Below are 18,057 nucleotides of genomic sequence, written 5' to 3'. Positions count from 1 at the left end.
CGTTGCTCAGGTGTCAGGACGTCCACGGGTCGGTACCGACGGTGTTCGTGCATCTGCCACGATATGCCTCAAAGTCGTGGCTATGTCTGCGGGCGACATACCGGGCTTCAATGTGACCGCGCCAATCCGGAATGCTGAATGATAGTCCGGCCGGAACAAGCGCCCAGGCATCTGTGACTGGCGATAGCTTTCATCTGCTGGTTGGAGTGCGAAGTGCGGAGTCAGAAGGTACGCAGAACTAACGACGCCATGGATGTTCCCAGCAGATTCCCTGACCAATGCGTCACGGTAGGTGTGGATCGAGCTGATCGCGTCATTGAGGCCTTCGTCGATGCGGTACTTCGCGTCCAACACGATCAGGCGTCCCGAGGCGCCTGATTGTCCGTCATCTTCCCACAGGGCTACGATGTCCGGCGTCATCGTGCGGGTGTAGGTGCCGCGACCCTCTGGTTCAATCCAGAACTCTCGGTATTGCTTCTGGAAGCATAGCGTCCACCCAGACCCTACAGGTACTGTGACGGCTCGGGCGGCGAGAGTCACGCCGCCTGCAGCATCGGTGCTGAAGAGGCGGCTTGCATCAACACCTGTGGGGCCGAATTCTTCTGCGGCCGCTCGCAGCAATCGGAGGAAGCACCAGAGTTCGTACAGCTCCCAGGTCCGCGCGAGCGGCATGTCCAGGAACTCACCGAAAATTGCTGCGATCCCGCGATTAATGTCCTGCCATAGCCGGTAGAAGCGACGGTAGACCGGATCGTTTCGGAACACCGGAGTGATGGTGAGTTGCGACGTCGCCGAATTCCCTTCAGTGAATAACGGTGCAGATGCGAGGCGTGCAATCCGCCGGGCAAGGTTTCGGCAACGGGCAGCCCAGATTGCGGCACCCCGTCGATGCTCCCCGTCGTTGGGGGAGCATGCCGCCTCAAGTTGATCGGCAGCGGTAGCCAGCCATGCTGCCCACGATCGCAGGCAGCCCCCGATTTGACGATGCTCAGGAATATCCGTTGAGTTGAGCTTGCGACGCGTGCGGATGGTCGCCGGCAGAAAACCTTTCAGTGTCGGCGGAAGGCGGGACGGGGAGGCTGTCTCCTGCAGCACCTTACCAGAGCGAAATGAGCGTAGGACTTCTTCGCCTGTAGCGTGGTTGGCGCGGTGGTAGGGGACGGCTTGCTCCTGTGCAGTCAGGCGCCGACGCGGATTGCGCGCAATTGCTCCAACTACCCTCTCCAGCTCTTCAATCCGGGACCGCAGGAACTCGAGGCGTGCGATTGCGGGAGGCTTTCCTCCGTTCCCTCGAGCTATCGATTTTCGAAAGCTGCTCAGCGAAAAGAGTGCGAATGTGTCCTCGATGATCTCGCGCACCATCGTGTCGAAAAGACCTCGGGTCAGCTTGTGCAGATCCGGATCGGTGACGACTTGAAATCGGTTGCCGACGCTGCCGGGGATTTTCAGCTCGGCCAGCAGCACACCAGCATGGAAGCCCGGCTGCCAGCGCCATCGGGCGCTGCCCGGCGCCGACGCGCGCAGTGCCTCCAGCCGCTGCTCATCGAGTAGCAAGTCAGTACTTTCGGCAGCGTCACAGTCCCTGAGCTCGAAAAGATAACTGCCAAGTTCATGCACAGCGCCCGGCGGCGGGATCTGAGCAGCTGGCCACACCTGCCAAGACTGAGTCGACTTCTCATCAATCAGATACAGGGTGGCCATGAGGTGCTACCTCGAAGCCTGGAAGGCGCCGAACTCATCGAGGTCGCTTAGTAGCCGATCGAGGAATGCCTGCGACCTGGGAAGGCTGGGCAACGCCTTCTTCAGCCCTGTCAGCAACGGGCGTTGACGTTCCGTGCCGCGGAGTTTGACCAGGATCTTCTGGATCATCAGATCGTCCGTCACGGAGTCGGAAATGCTCAAGTCGCCTATGTCTGCGCGCAGATAGGTAGCCGATCCGTCAGAAACGCGATGAGCGCGTACAGGGAAGTGCCGGGTCGAGAACGCGTGATAACGAATAACTTCCTCGGCAACGCGATATCCGAAGCCAAGGCCGTGCGAAGCCATCAGACCATGTGCAGCTAGCAGGTGGTTCCGGCAGGCATCTCGCGGCGGTGCCAATTCCGGAAACCGCGCGCCAAGCTTCTCGAAGAAACCGGGGAGATCGATGACGGACATGTCGATCACCATGGCCCGGTCCAGCACTTTGTCGCTGACAGGGCTAGTGGTCTCGTCGATGTTAATCGTGCCGGTGATGAAAAGATTTCCAGGCAGAGGTAGTTCGGAGGGGATGCTAATACCAGTGGAACCCTCGAGCGGTACGCCGCTTGAATGCAACCGTAGTGGTTCGCCTGCTTCCATCGAAGAAAGTACGTCGGAAAGGTAGTACTCGACGCGCGCGAGATTCATCTCGTCGAGTACGACAAAAACAGGAGAGTGACGGTGCGCCGTTGCAAGTAGGACGGCCTCGAGGAACGGCGGAACGACATAGCGATTCGAGAGCACGTCGTAGTAGCCGGTCAGGCCAGTTGGATCCGTCCACTCTGGCCTCACAGGGCACACTACCAGAAGCGGATCGGTCGCCTTCTTGTCGTTGATGCCATGGATGGCTCTGGCATAGTTAAGGGCTAGCTGCGTCTTTCCGGTGCCGGACACGCCGGAAAGGATGACGAAGTGCTTATGAGGCAGGAAGTTGAGCGACGCGTGATAGCGACGTACTTCGCCCCCTGGGTAATGGCCGCCAAGCTGTGCGACGGCGCCTTCTATCTCGTCGATTTCGATTGCCTGCGGCATGCGTTGCATGTCTGCGCTCAGGGCATGACCCTCGTCCCAAACTCGCAGTTCATGCACCCTTTCCCGACCGATCAGCTTGCCGAGATAGCCAACGAACTCGCGTGCCAGCAGGCTACGGTGCGCGGACACGGCTGGGGGCCAGGTAGCAAAATGGATGGCGTCGATGCGTGCAGTGCAGTCAGAATCCATGGGTTCTCGACCTTCGCCAGAGCGTAGCGAGTCGCGAAAGTCATGGTTGTGAAAGAAGAGGCGTCCATCGTCAGTGATGTAGAACTTGACGTTGTTACTGATCTTTCCCTCTTTCTGGCCAGCCGCTGCTGCTTCCTGATTGCGCAGCCTGCCTTCCTCGTACAGCTTGATCAGGCCCCGGTCTACGCGGTCAGCTTCCTGGCTTACTACAACGGCAAAGTACACCTCCTCCTGGGGTGGGAAGGTGAGGACGCAGAGGAAGACGAACTGCTTGTACGGCTCGCCCGCGCCTGTTGCAAGTTTTGCTGAGTAGGCTTCGAGGTTATTGGTGCAGGCGAACAATCCGCCCTCAATCACTCGTGCGCTGTTCGAGTATCCGAAATTCTTTGCAACGCGAGCACCAGGATCAATCCATGACTGCGCTGCAATAGCTTGCTCAAACTGTTGTTGCCTCTGGCTCGCTGACATAGCGCCTCGTAGTTTCTGTGGTTGTCGCAGCGGTGAGTAATGTGACCATCATGCTCTGCGCGATCGCCTTTGCCAGCAGAGGCGGGACAGCATTGCCGATCTGTTTGAATGCCGGATTCATGGTCCCGCTGAAGCGGAATCCGTCGGGGAATGACTGCAAGCGCGCAGCCTCACGTACCGAGATCGTCCGCGCCTGCTTGCTGTCGTAGTGAATGTGGCTATAGCTGTCCTTCCCCAGATGCGCCATCAACGTGCGGGCAGGCTGATTGCGCCACATCTTTCGCCATTTGTTCGGGAACTTGCTGGCGTCGTAGGGAGGTACAACCGAATCCCACAATGCCTTGTACTTCGCCGAGCCTTTCGGGATCTTGAAACCCCTGTCGCGCTCGGCCTTTAGACGCTCCTCGAACATGGCCACGGCGTGTGCATAGGCCTGAGGATACTGGTCACCCGGGTTGAGACGGGCAAACAATTCATAGTCACGCGGAAGATACCGGATCACATGATCCCTGAGGCCGTCTTCCGGCGCCTGATGACCTGGCCAGCTGCGCATCCGCGCGGCATAGTCGCTTGGTTTCTTGCGTCCGTAGCTCACTGGGACATCAAAGCGGCGGGCGCCACGGGTGATGGCTCCGGTCGCCAGCAGCTCGCGCGCATTAATGGAGGGTAGGTCCCCGATGGCGTCTTCGGCGGTCACCGCGGGAGGCAGGTCCGTGCTGGCTGCTGGTGGCTCAATGTAGGAATGGGCCTCGTCGATCAGGCTGCGCAAGGTCTTCAGCGCCACCGATCTGGAACCTTCGTATCCCGGAGGAAGTACGAGCCAGTGTGTCGGTTTTGGGAACGAGACCTTGACGCTCAGCTCGCGTCGGTAAGCCATCAGGAACATGCGCTCGCGCATTTGTGGTACGCCGTAGAAAGATGCGTTCAGCAGCGTGTAGCCACAGACATAGCCTTTCTCTTCCAAAACCTCGCAGGTTTCCTCTGCGATGTTCTGACCACCATGGTTGAGAATGTCCGGGACATTCTCCATAAGCACGGCCAGCGGCTGAAACGCATCCACATACTCTAGGTACTTCTTGTAGAGCTGAGCTCTCGGGTCATGGATGAATGCTTCCGGATGTTCCTCGATTTCGCGCAGCTTGGAACGCCCGACCCGGGCGAAGGCTTGGCAGGGCGGACCACCAACGACTACATCGAAAGCATCCTGTACCGGGCCGAGCTGAAGCTTCCGACAGAGCTCTTCCGGCGTAGTTTCCGTAATATCAACCGGTTCGCTGTGCGCCTTGGCGCCGCCATGAAAGTTCAGGCCGTGTGACCTCGCTGCATCCGGATCGAACTCGACTGCACCACGCGCCTCAAAGCCTGCTGCCTCAAATCCAAGTGAGATGCCACCGCAGCCTGCAAACAGGTCAAGAATTCGGGGCTTCGCCCCGGTCTGCAGCCTGGCGAGCTTACGAAGGACGGTACTGTTGCTCATTGTGAATCAGGTCCATGTCGGGGCGACAGGCGCAGTGGAAGTTCTAACTGCCCCTGGTACTCATTGAGAAAACGCTGCACAGCCATCCGAATTACCCACGCGCTGGAGACGTGGTTTGCATCGGCCAATGCCTGAATCCGTAGGTGTGCATCCTCTGGGAGAATCACCGAGGTACGGACAGTCTTTCGGTCGGCGGCAAGGGGGCTACGGGTCATTCTTCGGGTGTCCGTATCCATCGAGCGATGGTGTCTGGTGGTGTTAGTGTGCACCACTGTGCATACCTATGCATCAACCATGCTTGAATGATTTTCACACCTTGGGATTGCTGCCAGAAACTGGCACTGCAGCGTCTCACCGGTTCAGATCTCGGATTCCGACCCGGCGAGCACCCGGGTGCGGGCCATCCGCCAAGGCCTCGGGTTCACTGCCGGGGGCTGGGGAGTCTCCGTGGCCAACTTGAGCTGCAGGGCAGTGGCCTACTGCCTTGTTAACCACTTCAGCCGATCCGGTCCTTTCTCTGATCCGCCCAAAGGGACGCTACGCGGGACTAGGGGATTGGTGAGTGTTGCCAGTGACTCAGGGTCTAGGCTGACCGGCACGCGCCTTACTACCACCCCTTACATTCCCGCAGCAGGGACAACGCCGCCCTGACATTGTTATCGGCGACCGCATCGCGCTTGACCGCATCCGTCGGATAGAAGTTGTACGCCCAGCTGTTCTGGATCGAGCAGCCACCCCGCTCCGCCGTCGAGTACGACTCAATCGAGGTCGCAAACGTCCCGCGATCCTTGTAGAGCCAGTCGCTGGCATCGCCATAGCTCGGATAGCCCTGCATCCCGCAGCCGTCCAGGTTCCCCGTAGTCGGGAATTCATCCTGAATATCCTTGTACCCGGTAGCGATCGCCATGCCCTTGGTCAGGCCTGCAAAGATGCCGACGTGGCTTGGGTCCACCCCGGTGTTGGGCGCGATCGGTGTGTGGGAGATCGGGTGCATGACCACTCCGGTGAAGCTGTGCCAGGACAGGCCGCAGATCAGTCCATCTACTTCCATCTTGCGCTTGGTGGCGAACTGGCTGTGCGCCAGCCCGCGCACGGCCTGCGTCTCCACCTCCGAGAACGGCGCCTCACCGGGGTACTGGTCCGAATCGATGATCAGATCGCCGGTGATCGTATCGACGCCGGTGTAGTAGGCGCCCGGCAGCGTCTTGCGCTGTGCCGGCGGGAAGATCGACACGTGCTCGAACGCGTAGTTGCGGTTGAGGTCGGTGCCGCAGCGCTTCTGTCCCTTTGTCCAGCGCGTGTTCTTGCGCCAGTCGACCTGGTTGCCGATCGCCCGGTCGTAACCGTTCGGGTTGACCACGGGGATCACCCAGATCTCGCGCTTTTCGAGGATGTCCTGGATGTTCGCGTCACTGGCAAAGCCTTCGGTCAGCGTTTTCAGCAGGCGCATCGTCTGCGCCCCCGAGATCAGCTCGCGGGCATGGTGGACGCCCAGGAAGACGACCTCGGGCTCCTTCTCGTTGTCGCCCGGGCGCGCTGACACCTTGATTGCATAGATCCTTCGTCCTGGCTGTGGCTTGCGGCCATCGCAGCTTTCCACCGTGCGTTGCGACCAGTGATATAGCCGGACCAGGTCCTTCCCGGGGTTGCCATCGTAGGTCTGCGCGAGTGCGAACAGCGCCTGTTCGATTTCCGCGTAAGTGGGGTATATGCCGGGCGAGTTGTGCGGGTTGTACAGCGCGCTCTGCATCAGCGCCGCGGACGGTCGCAGGCCAGCGGCAGGAATCGAAGCGGTGACCTGCGGGTACGGCAGTTCGCCGGCGAGCGCCACAGGGAACGTGCCGCCCTTGCGGATCAGTTCCAGCGCATCGCCCATCGCCTGGCTGTAGGTCACGCCCATCATGTCGCCCAGTGCGCCCTTGAGCGGCGGGCCGTTGGGCGGCTGGTCGTTGGAGTACGCCATGAAGTCGCTGATGCCGTCGCCGTTGCTGTCCACCTTGTCGGGCGAGGATCCCAGGTGCGCTTCCAGCGCATCGGTCAGGCCGTCGAAGTCGGTATCGGGACTGGGCACGCGTGGGTCGAAGCCGAAGTACGCGTTGAGCACTTCGTCGAAGTCGCTCCAGCCGTCGCCGTCGGTGTCAGGTGAGTCCGCGCGGGTCTTCAGCTCGGCTTCGCGTGCATCGGTCAGGCCGTCGCGGTCGCGATCGGCATCGGCGCGGACGAGGTCGAAGCCGAACTCGGCCGTGCGATCCTCGAAGCCATCGTCGTAGCCGTCGCCATCGCTGTCGCGGTTGTCGGGCTTGCTGCGCAGTTCCAGTTCGCGGTCGTCGGTGACGCCGTCACCGTCACGATCCGCGCCTGGCGTAAACGTGCGGGTGTCGTCGGTCGCGATCGATGCCCAGGCCGTTGCCGGCGCCTTGGGCGTGCGCTTACAGCCACTGGCGGCCACTGCGATACACAGCAGCAGGCAGGCGAGCGTGCAGTGGCGGATTGCCGATGGGTGCGGACGCGGATTTCCGGACGCGTGCATGAGAGTGCCCTCCTGTGGCTGGTACGCAACAGGGGCCAACGGCTGCCGATCTGCGAGGCGGCCAGGGCAGGGCCTTCAGCCGACCGGCGGCAAGGTTCAGCCATTGAGGCGAGTCTCGCGATACCACTGGCGAAGAACGCTACTGTGCTCCCAGCCATTCCCGGAACTGCGACGGCCGCAACCGATAGCGGGCAATGTTTCCCTCGTGAAGCTGATGCAACTCGTTGACCGTCAGCGCAACGACGTCGTCGACGTCCTCCGGGTCGACCAGTGTGACGACTCGCTGCCGGATGCTGGCGATGTCATCGCGTCGAATGCCCTGGATGACAATTTCTGGTACCAGCACCCGCACCACTTCGCGATGCTTCAGGCGTAATGGATCCGGCGCCGGAAGCGAATCGCGAAGCACCGTATAGCGCTGGCACGAACGCTCGTAAGCCCAGGCGAAGACATCGCGCAGCAGCTCCACCCGATTGAGCTCGTACACCCCCAGCGTTCCTTCGACATAGAGGTCTTCGGGAACGTCCACGAACGACAGCGGTGCCAGGTTGCCTCGGATAAGCGGGATGTTGGCGGCCAAGCGCGATGTGCGCTTGTTGACATCCTCGAACGGCTGCAGATAAGGCAGCTGCACCATCGCGAAGAACGCCTGCTCGAACGGATCGATGATGGCCGATGCCTTTGCCAGCAACGTGTCGAAGTGCTCCTCTATCTGCTGGGGAACTGCCAGTGGTTGATACACCGAACCGGAGATCGCCACTTCAATGTGCCGCAACCGCCCGCCCGAGCCCGGGTCGGGCAACAGATTGTCGGACAGAAGTGCGTGCAGGTTCTGCAGGGTGTACCGGTTGAAGCCGATTTCCTCGGCCTGGTCCACCAGCATTTCGATGGCCGATTTGTGGTTGAGGATCATCTGTGCTTCCAGCTGATCCTTGCCCGCGGCGGCTTGCCCGAACTGGATGAGGTTCTGCGTATCCAGCCGGCTGTAGGTGTTGCCTTCCAGTCTGCTCGAGGCCCAGGACAGATCGATCAGCAAGCGATCGAGTACCTGCCGCGCGTACGTGCCGGCAGCGCGATCCTCTACAGGGGAATGACCGAGTCGATGCAGGTGATCGCGCAGGTCCTGCGGCAGATAGCAGGTCGCGTTGGGTTGGTAGCCTTCGAGAAACTCGCGGTGATAACCCACGGGTCGGCGTTGTGCGAGCGGCCGTCGTACCGCGGCGCGAACCTGCGCGCCTGCCGCGGTCAAGGGAATGAGGGGTTCCGTTGCCGCCGCAGTCGTGAGGGAATCGGCCACCTGGACAGGCACGCGGTACCTGCGCGCCCGCCCGCCGCCCTCGGCCAACAGCCTGCCCTCGGCGGTGAGCGCCGCAACCTGGCGTTGCAGGTTGCGGCGCGGCACGCCGGGGAATGCGGCTTCCAGCCCTTCGATGCCCAGGCCCGCCGGGAAGGCGGCCACCGCCGACACTATGGCCTGTGGATCAATCGCGAACCTGCGTGCCATCGACCAGCCTCGAATCGCGCCAAATAGTGGCGCGATTTAACCGATTGCGGCGCGATTAGTCAATATAGTGGCGCGATTAGCCCGAATTGTGGCGCGATTACCCAAAATTGCGGCGCGATTCCGCCCGCATCAGAACGTGACCACCAACCCGCTGAAACTGCCCTGCTGTGCGTTCCCCGGCAGTGGACGCTCGTCGGTGACCTCGACCGAGAACTCGGCACGGCCCCCATTCGACACGTTGCCGACCATGGCATACCAGAACAGGCGGCTGGTGAAGTTGTAGGTCATGCCGGCACTGAGCAGCAGCGCATTGCCCTGGCCGCGGTTGGCGTCGACCGAGTAGCCGGCCGCGGTGAGCTGCAACTTCTTCGTCACGTCGTAATGGGCGCCCAGCCAGTACTGGTCAACGCGTGACGGCAACCCGGGCGCGGCGTCCGGTGCTTCGAGCCCGTTGTAGCCGGCATAGACCTTGAGCGCGCCAAAGGTGCCGACGCCGCCCAGGATCGTCTCCTTCGAGTACAGGTAGGGGTCGGAGTAGCCGCCGTCCCCGTCGCGGGCGACATCGTAGATGCCGCGCACCAGCCAGGTCGGGCTCGACCAGGTCACCGATACGCCGTCCTTGCGCAGCGCCGAACTCGAGCCCTGCTGTTCGCCGAGCGCCGTCTGCAGGCCGAACTCCAGGCCGCCGAACTTGCGGCTGCGGTACTCGATCATGCTCGGCGCGCCGAACCAGTTGCGACCGCGCACCAGTGTCGCGGTGCTGATGAATGACTGGTAATGCGGGTCGATGTCCCAGATGTCGTTGGTGATCGACTGGTCGCGTCCCACCAGCACCGTGCCCCACGACGGACTGCTGATGCCGACATAGGCGCGGCGATTGAACAGTGCATCGCCATTGGTGGTGCCCTTGGTCGCGTCGAAGCCCGATTCGAGCAGGAACACGCCCTTGGCATCGTGCAGGACGCCATCGGTGTAGTCGCCGAAGGCGACCTCGCCGCCGATGTCGAGCAGGCTGGTGCCCCACTGGTTGCCGCCGGCGCGGAACAGCGACTGCTCGCTGCCGTCGGGTTGCGCGATGTGGTTGACGTAGTCGACGCCGGCGGCGATGCGGCCGCTGATGGTGATGCCGGTGTCGGCGCGGGCGTTGACGCAATGGATGGCGACAGCCGCGGCCAACGCCGCGACGATGCGAAGGTTTGAACCAGACATATGTCCCTATGTGTTTGGCAGTGGAAAGGGTGGAGCAGCCGTTGGCAGTCCTTGCGCTTGGCATCAGGATCGAGGGCAGGGGATGGCGTCCGCTCGCGAACGACGCTATCGACGCGGCCAGTGCCCGGTACATGAGAAACGTCTCAATTGCGTGGTGGTCGTCGAAACCCTTGTCATCCCGAGCGCAGCGAGGGACCTGCTTTCCGCGAGGCAGCAGGTCCCTCGCTGCGCTCGGGACGACAGGCGACGTTGCCATCCCGCACGCGGGATGTTCATTCCCTGAAATCCCCACTTATCTCCGGTCGAGCCGGCGCCAAGTCTTCGGGGAGCGTTGGCCATTCGCCATCGCCTTTCTCCCACTTCCGGAAAAAAGAACATGAGCAAGCTTGCAGGCAAGGTCGCCGTCGTAACCGGCGCCTCCAAAGGCATTGGCGCCGCCATCGCCACCGCACTGGCCGCCGAAGGCGCGTCGGTAGTCGTCAACTACGCTTCCAGCCAGGAGGCGGCCGACGCAGTCGTGTCACGCATTACCGCGGCGGGTGGCAAGGCCGTCGCCGTGCGCGGCGACGTGACCAACAAGGCCGACGCTTCGGCGATCATGGATGCGGCCGTCGCCAAGTTCGGCCGGCTCGATGTCCTGGTCAACAACTCGGGCGTCTACAAGTTCGCCCCGCTCGAGGAAATCGACGAGGCGGAATTCAACCGTCACTTCAACATCAACGTCCTGGGCCTGTTGCTGACAACGCAGGCGGCAGCAAAGCATCTGGGCGAGGGCGGCAGCGTCATCAACATCGGTTCGCTCATCACCCGCCTCACGCCAGCGGGCACGGCGGTCTATACGGCTACCAAGGGCGCAGTCGATGCGATCACCGGCGTGCTGTCGCTGGAGTTGGGCCCGCGCAAGATCCGCGTCAACTCGATCAACCCCGGCATGGTGGAAACCGAGGGTACGCATGCGGCGGGCGTCATCGGCTCCGACTTCCATAACCACGCTGTCGCGCAGACGCCGTTGGGTCGGATCGGACAGCCGGACGACATCGCCTCGATCGCGGTGTTCCTGGCGTCCAACGATTCGGGCTGGCTCACCGGTGAACTGTTGAACGCCGGCGGCGGCATGCGCTGAACCGTTCGCGGGGCGAAGGCCGGTGCGCCTTCGTCCCGCTTCACTGACTTCCTGTCGCTTGGCTCAGCCCTTCATCGATTCGATGAACGCCCGCGCCAGCGCCTCGGGTGAAGTGCGCAGCAGCGTGGGATTGACCTGGACCGGATGCGCCTGGGTGCCCGGGCGCGGGCGGGCCAGGGTGATGCCGCGTTTGCCCAGGCGTTCGGACAGGACCTCCGGCGCCACGCCCGTGGCGGTCAGGTAGAACTTGCAGGTGCCATTGGCGAGCTTCTCCGCCTTGAACCGGCCATCCGCCTCCAGCAGCGCGATCAACCGGTCCGCGACGCGCCATGACTTGGCGTAGTCGTCTTCGTAGCGGTCCGCGTACTTCATGACCACGGCGACGCCTGGCCATGCCTGCGGCAGCGAGCCGCCGAACATGCGGCGCGTGTGGTACAGCCCTTCGATGAAGTCGGCATCGCCGGCGAGGATGGCGCCATAGCTGCCGTTGAAGTGCTTCCACAGCGAGACGAACACGGTGTCGAACAGGGCGGCGTACTCGCGCACGCTCTTGCCCGAGTGCAGCGGAAGGTTGAACAGCCGCGCGCCGTCCAGGTGCAGGCGGATGCCCTGTTCGCGGGCGTAGCGGCACACCCGCTCCATCTCGGCGAAGTCGACCATTTCGTGGTCCTTGCGGCGCACCGGCGACTCGATCGAGATCACGCCGGCCTTCATCGCGACGCGGCCACCGGCCGAGCGTTCGACCCAGTGCTTCACGTCCGCCAGCTCCAGCGTGCTGCGGCCGGCGGCGAGCGGGATCAGGTTCAGGCCGCTCAAGGTCTCGGCGCAATCGCCGCTGTCGTTGTAGAAATGGCTCTCGGCCTGTACCAGCACGCGGCGGTCATTGCCGGCGAGCTTGCGGATCGCGAGGTGGTTGGCCAGCGTGCCGGTCGGCACGAACATCGCGGCTTGCTTGCCCAGCAGTTGCGCGAACTTCCGCTCAACCTGCTCGACGAGCCCGCCGTTGGAGTAGTAATCGGCTGCCAGCGCGCTGGACGCGGTCGCCTCCTGCAACAGCGCGGCGTACTCGCGTGGGCTGAGCGCGAGCCCGTCGGAGATGAGGTCGATGCGCTTGAACAGCTCCCCTCCGGCTCCGCTGGCCGCCTTGCCGCCAGCGGAAAGCGCGAAGGTCGGCGTGGCAACGGCCAAGCTGCTGGTAGCCAGGAACTGGCGTCGGTCCATGCTTGCATCCTTATCGTCGTGATCGGGCGAGTTCGCCTTGCGCCCGCGTCACCGCTCCGGCGCGAATCCCCTGGCGCCACCCAGTTTGCCGTGGCAAGCCGGTTGCGTCATCCGGCAACGTTGGTGGAGTCGGCGAAGATCCATGCCGTTCACAACGCATTCGGACTGGCACTGTTGACCGCGTTCTGGCTTCTCGAGGTGGTCGCCACCATGGAGTTACCGCTCCCACGCTGACCGTTCGGCGGTACGGAGGCGCCGCGCCTCCGTGCCGCCTGCTGGCAGGCCCCGGGCCGTGCGAAACTCGCAGGGCTGACGCGAAGCCTGGGGAGGCCGCGCAGCTGCAGGGGCCACGGGGCCCAGCTGGGGGATCTCTTGAAAGCACGCAACGCTGTCGCGTGGATCGCGGTCGCCATTGCCCTTCCGCTGGCCGGAAGCTGCCTTGCCGTGGACCCGGTAGTGACGCCGCCGCCGCCGATCGCAAGTCCGCCGCCGCTTCCGCCACCGCCACCGCCGCCCGCTTCGGATCCCGCGCAGTCCTTGCGGCTGCCTTCCTACGTTCCGCCCTTCAAGCTGACCAACCAGCCGCCCAAGTTCCCGGAAGAGGCGCTGTGCCGGCAGCTGACGGGAATGGCCAAGCTGGTGCTGACCATCTCTCCGGCGGGAACGGTGGAGGACGCGGTCGTCGAGAAGTCCAGCGGACATCCGTCCCTGGACAGCGCTGCATACGCCGCAGGCATGGAATGGAAGTTCAGGCCGGCATTCGAGTACGGCGTTCCCGTTCGCTCCAGGGCGCGCGTCCCGGTGGACTTCGCCGCTCCAGCGGAATGGCCGTACTGCAGCCGCGGCGTGCGCGTCCTGACCACCTATACGCTGCTCGGAGCAGAAGGCAGCGACACGGGTGCGGCCATGTTCACGCCGATGTTCGCGCCGAGCGACAAGGTGAGCGCGGTCGTCGAGTACGTGCTGACGTCTCCGGACGCGGTGGGCGAGTCGCTGAGCGTCCGCTGGATCTACCTGGACGATGCCGGTCATCCGGTGGTCCACCACGAACAGACTTCGCCGCTGCAGGAAGGCGGACGCAAGCGTTTCGTCCTGTCCGGCATGCAGGCCGGTGGTTGGAAGCCAGGGCGTTACCAGATTGAAGTGCGGCTCAAGGACGACATCCTCGGGCAGGGAGAATTCGCCGTCCGCTGACGATCCCGCTGACTAGCGCCCCAGCTCCGCCGACAGCGCCCGCAGCAAGGCTGCACCGTCTCCACGCCATGCACTCCCATGCATGCACGCCAGCGTGTGCGGGTTCGCCTGCGCCAGCTTCTCCAGGATCGCGCCGCTGTTGGTCGCGTGCGCGTAGTAGTCCATCTGGTGGCGGAACGCCTCGCTGGGCCCGAGCACATCCGTCTCGGTCAATGACAGGTGCCCGGTGCCGGGCTGGGTGAACAGATCACCGCAGAACAGCGTGGAAGTGTGTTCTTCCATCAGGTACCCGCACTCCCAGCCGTGCGGCAGGTGTGGCGCATCGAACCAGCGAACGCGGTGGCGACCGAGGGATATCGCTTCGCCATCCGCGAGGGCGCGCGGCGGGCGGTCGGCGAGGTCGTTCATCGACACCATCGCGGCGATCGTCCCGCACAGCGGAGCGGCTTGCGGCGCCACCGCGAGCCACTGGTTCATCGAGCCGCATTCATCCGCCTCGACATGCGAGAACGCCACGTGCCGCAGCCGCTCCAGCGGCATCACGCTGGCCACCGCCTCGGCCACCATCGGGAACAGCCCGCGCAGCCCGGTGTGGAACAGCAACGGCTCGTCGTCGACGACCAGGTACTGGTTGAACGAGAACGGCGTGTTCCCCGGCAGCGCCACCGGCGTGTTGATCCGGTAGATGTGCTCGGCGATCTCGTGGACGTTGGTGCCTGACTCGCGGTTGGTGATGGTCATGGAAGCTCCGGGGGCGGCCGCGGGCGGAATCCGGGCCGACATTACGGGTCAACGCAAGGACCCGGGCGAGGGGGTCAGCGCTGTCATCGGGCGGGCCGCTGCGGCGGAACTACCAGCCACTCCAGCACCACCAGCATGGCAAACGCAGAATACGCTACGACGAACGCCCACCACGGCGCTTCGAAGAAGATCACCCGCGACAGCCAGTGGGCGATGAACGATTCGCGGTAGACCGCTTGCCCCGCGTGTTCGCGCAGCGCCTGCTCCCAGAGGGTCAGCGGGCACAGCGCGCCGAGCCATGTCTGCGCGGCGATGAAAACCATCAACAGCACGTGCGCCAACCGCCAGCGGAAGCCGCGGACCCAGCGCCATCCGCACAGGCCGCCGATCAGCACCGCCACGGCGCCCAGCACGACGAAGGCGACGATGCCGACGTGGAGCACGAGGATGGCGTCGGCCAGCAGGGCCGCGGCGGAGGGTGACAGGGATTGCATGGCACCGGACTCTACCGGTCCCGTCGGAAAGTCTCATCCCTCGCCGGACGCGGCCGCACACGGTTGCGAGTTGCAGGCATGGCCTGTCAGGCTTTCGGCCTCGACCTTCCATCATGGAGACGATCATGAAGGTGAAGCACTGCACCGTCGCGTCCATCCTCCTGCTCGCAAGCGGGACGCTCCACGCCGCACCCGATGCCCCGCAGCAGACTTCGGACACGTACGCCCGGCCCGGCGAGCGCGTCACCATCGCGCCCGGCCGCGCGCTCAATCTTCGCTGCACCGGCACCGGCCCGCAGACCGTCGTGCTCGAGGCCGGTGGCAATGCCGATTCGAGCACGTGGTTTCGCGTGCAGTCGCTGCTCTCTGCCAGCACGCGCGTGTGTTCGTACGATCGCGCCGGTTATGGCTTCAGCGACGAGGGTCCGATGCCGCGCAGTCTGCAGGGTGACGTCGACGACCTGCATGCGCTGATGAAGGCCGCGAAACTGAAGACGCCTGTGCTGCTGGTGGGGCATTCGCTCGGCAGCAACATCGTGCGCGGTTATGCGCAGCAGCATCGCGACGAAGTGGCGGGGCTGGTGCTGGTAGATCCGCCGGAGCAGGGCGCCCGGGCCCGTATGCCGGAGCAATGGCAGCGCGATGACGAGGCCAGTCAGGTGCAGCGCAATGAGTTTCTCGACGCCTGCACGCAGGCCGCGGTTGCCGGCACTCTGGATGCGGCCGAGGGCCCGTTGAAGGCGTGCCTGCGTGCGCCGCCGGCATGGCAAAGCCCGGCAGTCGCCGCCGCGACGCGCGCATACAAGCGCAAGCCTTCCTATTGGCAAACGCTGCGCTCGGAGCTGGACGAGAACGTCGCCATCTTCGCTGCCTCCGTGCCAGCGGATCTGACCTTCGGCGCGATGCCGGTCGTCGTGCTGTCGTCGGGCAACGACTACCCGGGCGTGCCGGACGATGTGCGCAAGGTCCTGGTGGACGCGCGCGACCAGACCCATGGGCGTCTGGTCGCCGCTTCCACGCGCGGACGCCATGTGGACGTCGCCGGGACCTCGCACGATATCCAGCTGGATCAGCCGCAGGCGGTCGTCGATGCCGTGCTCGGTGCGATCGCGGCGACGCCACTGGCTGACCGATGAACTTCTGGAGCCTTGTCTTCCTGATCGGCGCCGCGCAGGCCGCGCTGCTGGCGCTGGCGTTGTGGCGGCGGCCGGTCAATGCGCAGGCCAACCGGGTGCTGGCGGCGTGGATCGCTTTGATCGGCTTCGACCTGGCGGTGAAGGCGCTGTACTTCCACGAATCCCCGATCGACCTGCTCAAGCTGTATCGCTTCGTCGGGCTGTTTCCATTCCTGTATGGCAGTGCGTTCTACCTCTACGTCCGCACGCTGACCCAGGGCCGCGCGCCGGGTTTGCGCGATGGTGTGCATCTGTCGGGCTTCGTCGCTGCGCTGGCGGTCAACGCGCAGTGGTTCCTGATGGATCGCACGCAGACGCAGGCCTTTCTGGCGGACCTGGCGGCAGGCGGATATTGGCCGGGTGCGCCCTGGCTGGATATCGGGCTGTTCGGCTACAGCCTTTCGTACGTGGTTGCCGGCCTGGTCCGGGTGCGCCGTTACCGGCGCGAGCTGCTACGGCGCCGCTCCGATGCCGATCGCATGTCGCTGCACTGGATCGATGCAATGGCGGTGTCGCAGATCGTGATCTGGTGCATTGCCGTGGCGCAATGGCAGCTGCGCATCCCGTGGATCGACTATCCGCTGATCTACGGTGCGGTCGTGGCATGGGTGTTCGTGGTCGGCTATCTCAGCCTGAGCCAGGTGGCGGTTGCAGTGCAGGTGCCGCCGGCAGGCGAGCCCTCCGCAGAGATGCCGACCGTCGACGATCCGCGCTTCGCCGAAGTCGAAGCACGCCTGACCCAGTTGATGGAACGCGAGCACCTCTACCGCGAGCCGGCCCTGACCATCGGCCAGCTGGCAAAACGCAGCGGATACCCGGAGTACCTGGTGTCGGCGGTGATCAACCGACGCTTCGCCGGCAACTTCTGGGACTACATCAACCGCCAGCGCATCGAGGCGGCGCGCGCCTGCCTGGCCGATGCCGGCGACGCCCGCACCATCCTCGACATCGCCTACGCCTGCGGTTTCACCTCCAAGTCGACCTTCAACGCCGCGTTCAAACGCCAGCTGGCGGTGACGCCGAGCACGTATCGCCAGGCGCAGGCGTCAACCGTGGCCGATACCGGCCCCCGACAGCGCGCGGGGTGATGTCCACCTCGCGCGGATCGACGGCCAGCGCAGCCCCAGCTCGCACAGCGCCAGGTTGACCGTCCAGCAACTCCACGCCGCGAAGATGTAAACCGGAACGAAGGGCAGGTGCAGGACGCCCTGGCCGATGCCGAGCGTGAGCCGCAGGGTGATGGCCGAGGCGGTGAGGGCAATGCTGCGGACCATCCAGCGACGGTGCAGGACGAGGTCGCCGGCGATCGCATGGCGTATGCCGATGCCGGTCACGCTCATCCATAAGATCGCGAGCAGGGCGAAGGCGATCCCGGACGCGGCACCGCCGGTCGCATGTGCCGACAGCGACAGCCCGCCCAGGCCGCCAATCAGCACGCCTGCGGTGTAGAGACCGCCGCTGAGCCGGTGCAGGCGGGGCACGCGCCGGCGAATCGTCGCGCTCAGTTGCAGCGGCGCCAGCAGCAGCGCCAGGCCGGCGCCCATGAAATGCGCCGGCACGTCGAGGCCGGAGAGGGAGAACTTGGCCGACATGAAGTCGCCGGGTCCGTGGTAGCGATACATATAAGAGAAGGCGTAGGCCGATACGGCCACGCAAAGCAGCAGGAACAGCAGGGCGAGCGCCCAGCGCAGTGCCCGCGATCCGAAACGTTGCCAACTGCGATTCATTGCTTGCCTCCGGGGTCTGGGAGGCGTGAGGTTGGTCGTCCGGAGGTGTGGGGTCGTCCGAATCGGGGGAGTTGTACGCTCGCCCCGCGCAATCACCGCAACCCGTCATCCCCGCGAAGGCGGGGACCCAGCGACGTTGCCTTCCCGGGTAGCCCTCAGGACGACCGCGATCCCGGTTCGCGTTACCGCCAACAGCCGCAACGCTGTGGCCCGCCGGCACGGCCCCGTCACAT

General features: G+C 64.1%; 15 protein-coding genes. 4 read left to right on the top strand and 11 right to left on the bottom strand.

Annotated features, from left to right (window positions below; all coding sequences use genetic code 11):
• Positions 1-6: 6 nt before the first annotated feature.
• The 7 genes from AC3A3X_RS03820 to AC3A3X_RS03790 all read right to left on the bottom strand — a co-directional run bounded on the left by AC3A3X_RS03820 (position 7) and on the right by AC3A3X_RS03790 (position 10,149).
• Positions 7-1,701: a DUF2357 domain-containing protein gene (locus tag AC3A3X_RS03820; protein ID WP_487581724.1), complete on the bottom strand. Its 1,695-nt coding sequence runs from the start codon at positions 1,699-1,701 to the stop codon at positions 7-9.
• Between the two features lie 6 nt (positions 1,702-1,707).
• On the bottom strand, positions 1,708-3,429 hold the full coding sequence (locus AC3A3X_RS03815) for an McrB family protein (RefSeq protein ID WP_487581723.1): 1,722 nt from the start codon (positions 3,427-3,429) through the stop codon (positions 1,708-1,710).
• On the bottom strand, positions 3,398-4,906 hold the full coding sequence (locus AC3A3X_RS03810) for a DNA cytosine methyltransferase (protein WP_487581722.1): 1,509 nt from the start codon (positions 4,904-4,906) through the stop codon (positions 3,398-3,400). The genes AC3A3X_RS03815 and AC3A3X_RS03810 overlap by 32 nt, the downstream gene beginning before the upstream one ends.
• On the bottom strand, positions 4,903-5,121 hold the full coding sequence (locus tag AC3A3X_RS03805; protein WP_487581816.1) for a ribbon-helix-helix domain-containing protein: 219 nt from the start codon (positions 5,119-5,121) through the stop codon (positions 4,903-4,905). Before AC3A3X_RS03805 ends, AC3A3X_RS03810 begins: the two co-directional genes overlap by 4 nt.
• A 392-nt stretch (positions 5,122-5,513) precedes the next feature.
• Entirely contained in the window at positions 5,514-7,436 is a 1,923-nt protein-coding gene (locus AC3A3X_RS03800; protein WP_487581721.1) for a M14 family zinc carboxypeptidase, read from the bottom strand.
• Between the two features lie 139 nt (positions 7,437-7,575).
• On the bottom strand, positions 7,576-8,940 hold the full coding sequence (locus AC3A3X_RS03795) for a Fic family protein (RefSeq protein WP_487581720.1): 1,365 nt from the start codon (positions 8,938-8,940) through the stop codon (positions 7,576-7,578).
• Positions 8,941-9,069: 129 nt separating this feature from the next.
• The gene (locus AC3A3X_RS03790) at positions 9,070-10,149 is read right to left on the bottom strand and encodes a porin (protein WP_487581719.1); all 1,080 of its coding nucleotides are present in this window, start codon (positions 10,147-10,149) and stop codon (positions 9,070-9,072) included.
• A 376-nt stretch (positions 10,150-10,525) separates the two neighbouring features.
• Here AC3A3X_RS03790 and AC3A3X_RS03785 point away from each other — a divergent pair, with 376 nt between their 5' ends.
• The gene (locus AC3A3X_RS03785; RefSeq protein ID WP_487581718.1) at positions 10,526-11,272 is read left to right on the top strand and encodes a glucose 1-dehydrogenase; all 747 of its coding nucleotides are present in this window, start codon (positions 10,526-10,528) and stop codon (positions 11,270-11,272) included.
• Between the two features lie 63 nt (positions 11,273-11,335).
• On the opposite strand, the gene AC3A3X_RS03780 is transcribed toward AC3A3X_RS03785, so the two are convergent.
• A complete protein-coding gene (locus tag AC3A3X_RS03780) occupies positions 11,336-12,493 on the bottom strand; it encodes a threonine aldolase family protein (protein ID WP_487581717.1) in 1,158 nt (385 codons plus the stop codon).
• A 372-nt stretch (positions 12,494-12,865) separates the two neighbouring features.
• On the opposite strand from AC3A3X_RS03780, the gene AC3A3X_RS03775 reads away from it, so the two are divergent.
• The gene (locus AC3A3X_RS03775) at positions 12,866-13,687 is read left to right on the top strand and encodes an energy transducer TonB (RefSeq protein ID WP_487581716.1); all 822 of its coding nucleotides are present in this window, start codon (positions 12,866-12,868) and stop codon (positions 13,685-13,687) included.
• Between the two features lie 12 nt (positions 13,688-13,699).
• Here AC3A3X_RS03775 and AC3A3X_RS03770 read toward each other — a convergent pair whose 3' ends face one another.
• The gene (locus AC3A3X_RS03770; protein ID WP_487581715.1) at positions 13,700-14,428 is read right to left on the bottom strand and encodes an oxygen-binding di-iron domain-containing protein; all 729 of its coding nucleotides are present in this window, start codon (positions 14,426-14,428) and stop codon (positions 13,700-13,702) included.
• 83 nt (positions 14,429-14,511) lie between these two features.
• Positions 14,512-14,922, bottom strand: a complete 411-nt coding sequence (locus AC3A3X_RS03765; protein WP_487581714.1) for a DUF2784 domain-containing protein — start codon at positions 14,920-14,922, stop codon at positions 14,512-14,514.
• Between the two features lie 125 nt (positions 14,923-15,047).
• On the opposite strand from AC3A3X_RS03765, the gene AC3A3X_RS03760 reads away from it, so the two are divergent.
• Complete coding sequence (locus AC3A3X_RS03760; protein ID WP_487581713.1) at positions 15,048-16,058, top strand: alpha/beta fold hydrolase; 1,011 nt, start codon at positions 15,048-15,050, stop codon at positions 16,056-16,058.
• Positions 16,055-17,185: a helix-turn-helix domain-containing protein gene (locus AC3A3X_RS03755; RefSeq protein WP_487581712.1), complete on the top strand. Its 1,131-nt coding sequence runs from the start codon at positions 16,055-16,057 to the stop codon at positions 17,183-17,185. Before AC3A3X_RS03760 ends, AC3A3X_RS03755 begins: the two co-directional genes overlap by 4 nt.
• On the opposite strand, the gene AC3A3X_RS03750 is transcribed toward AC3A3X_RS03755, so the two are convergent.
• Positions 17,144-17,824, bottom strand: a complete 681-nt coding sequence (locus AC3A3X_RS03750) for a DUF2306 domain-containing protein (RefSeq protein ID WP_487581711.1) — start codon at positions 17,822-17,824, stop codon at positions 17,144-17,146. The two genes, AC3A3X_RS03755 and AC3A3X_RS03750, sit on opposite strands and share 42 nt — an antisense overlap.
• Positions 17,825-18,057: the final 233 nt, after the last annotated feature.

Source organism: Lysobacter sp. Soil_N_23, from assembly GCF_057656135.1.
The sequence above is the reverse complement of the archived record's forward strand: the minus strand, read 5'-3'. Positions and strand labels throughout refer to the sequence as shown.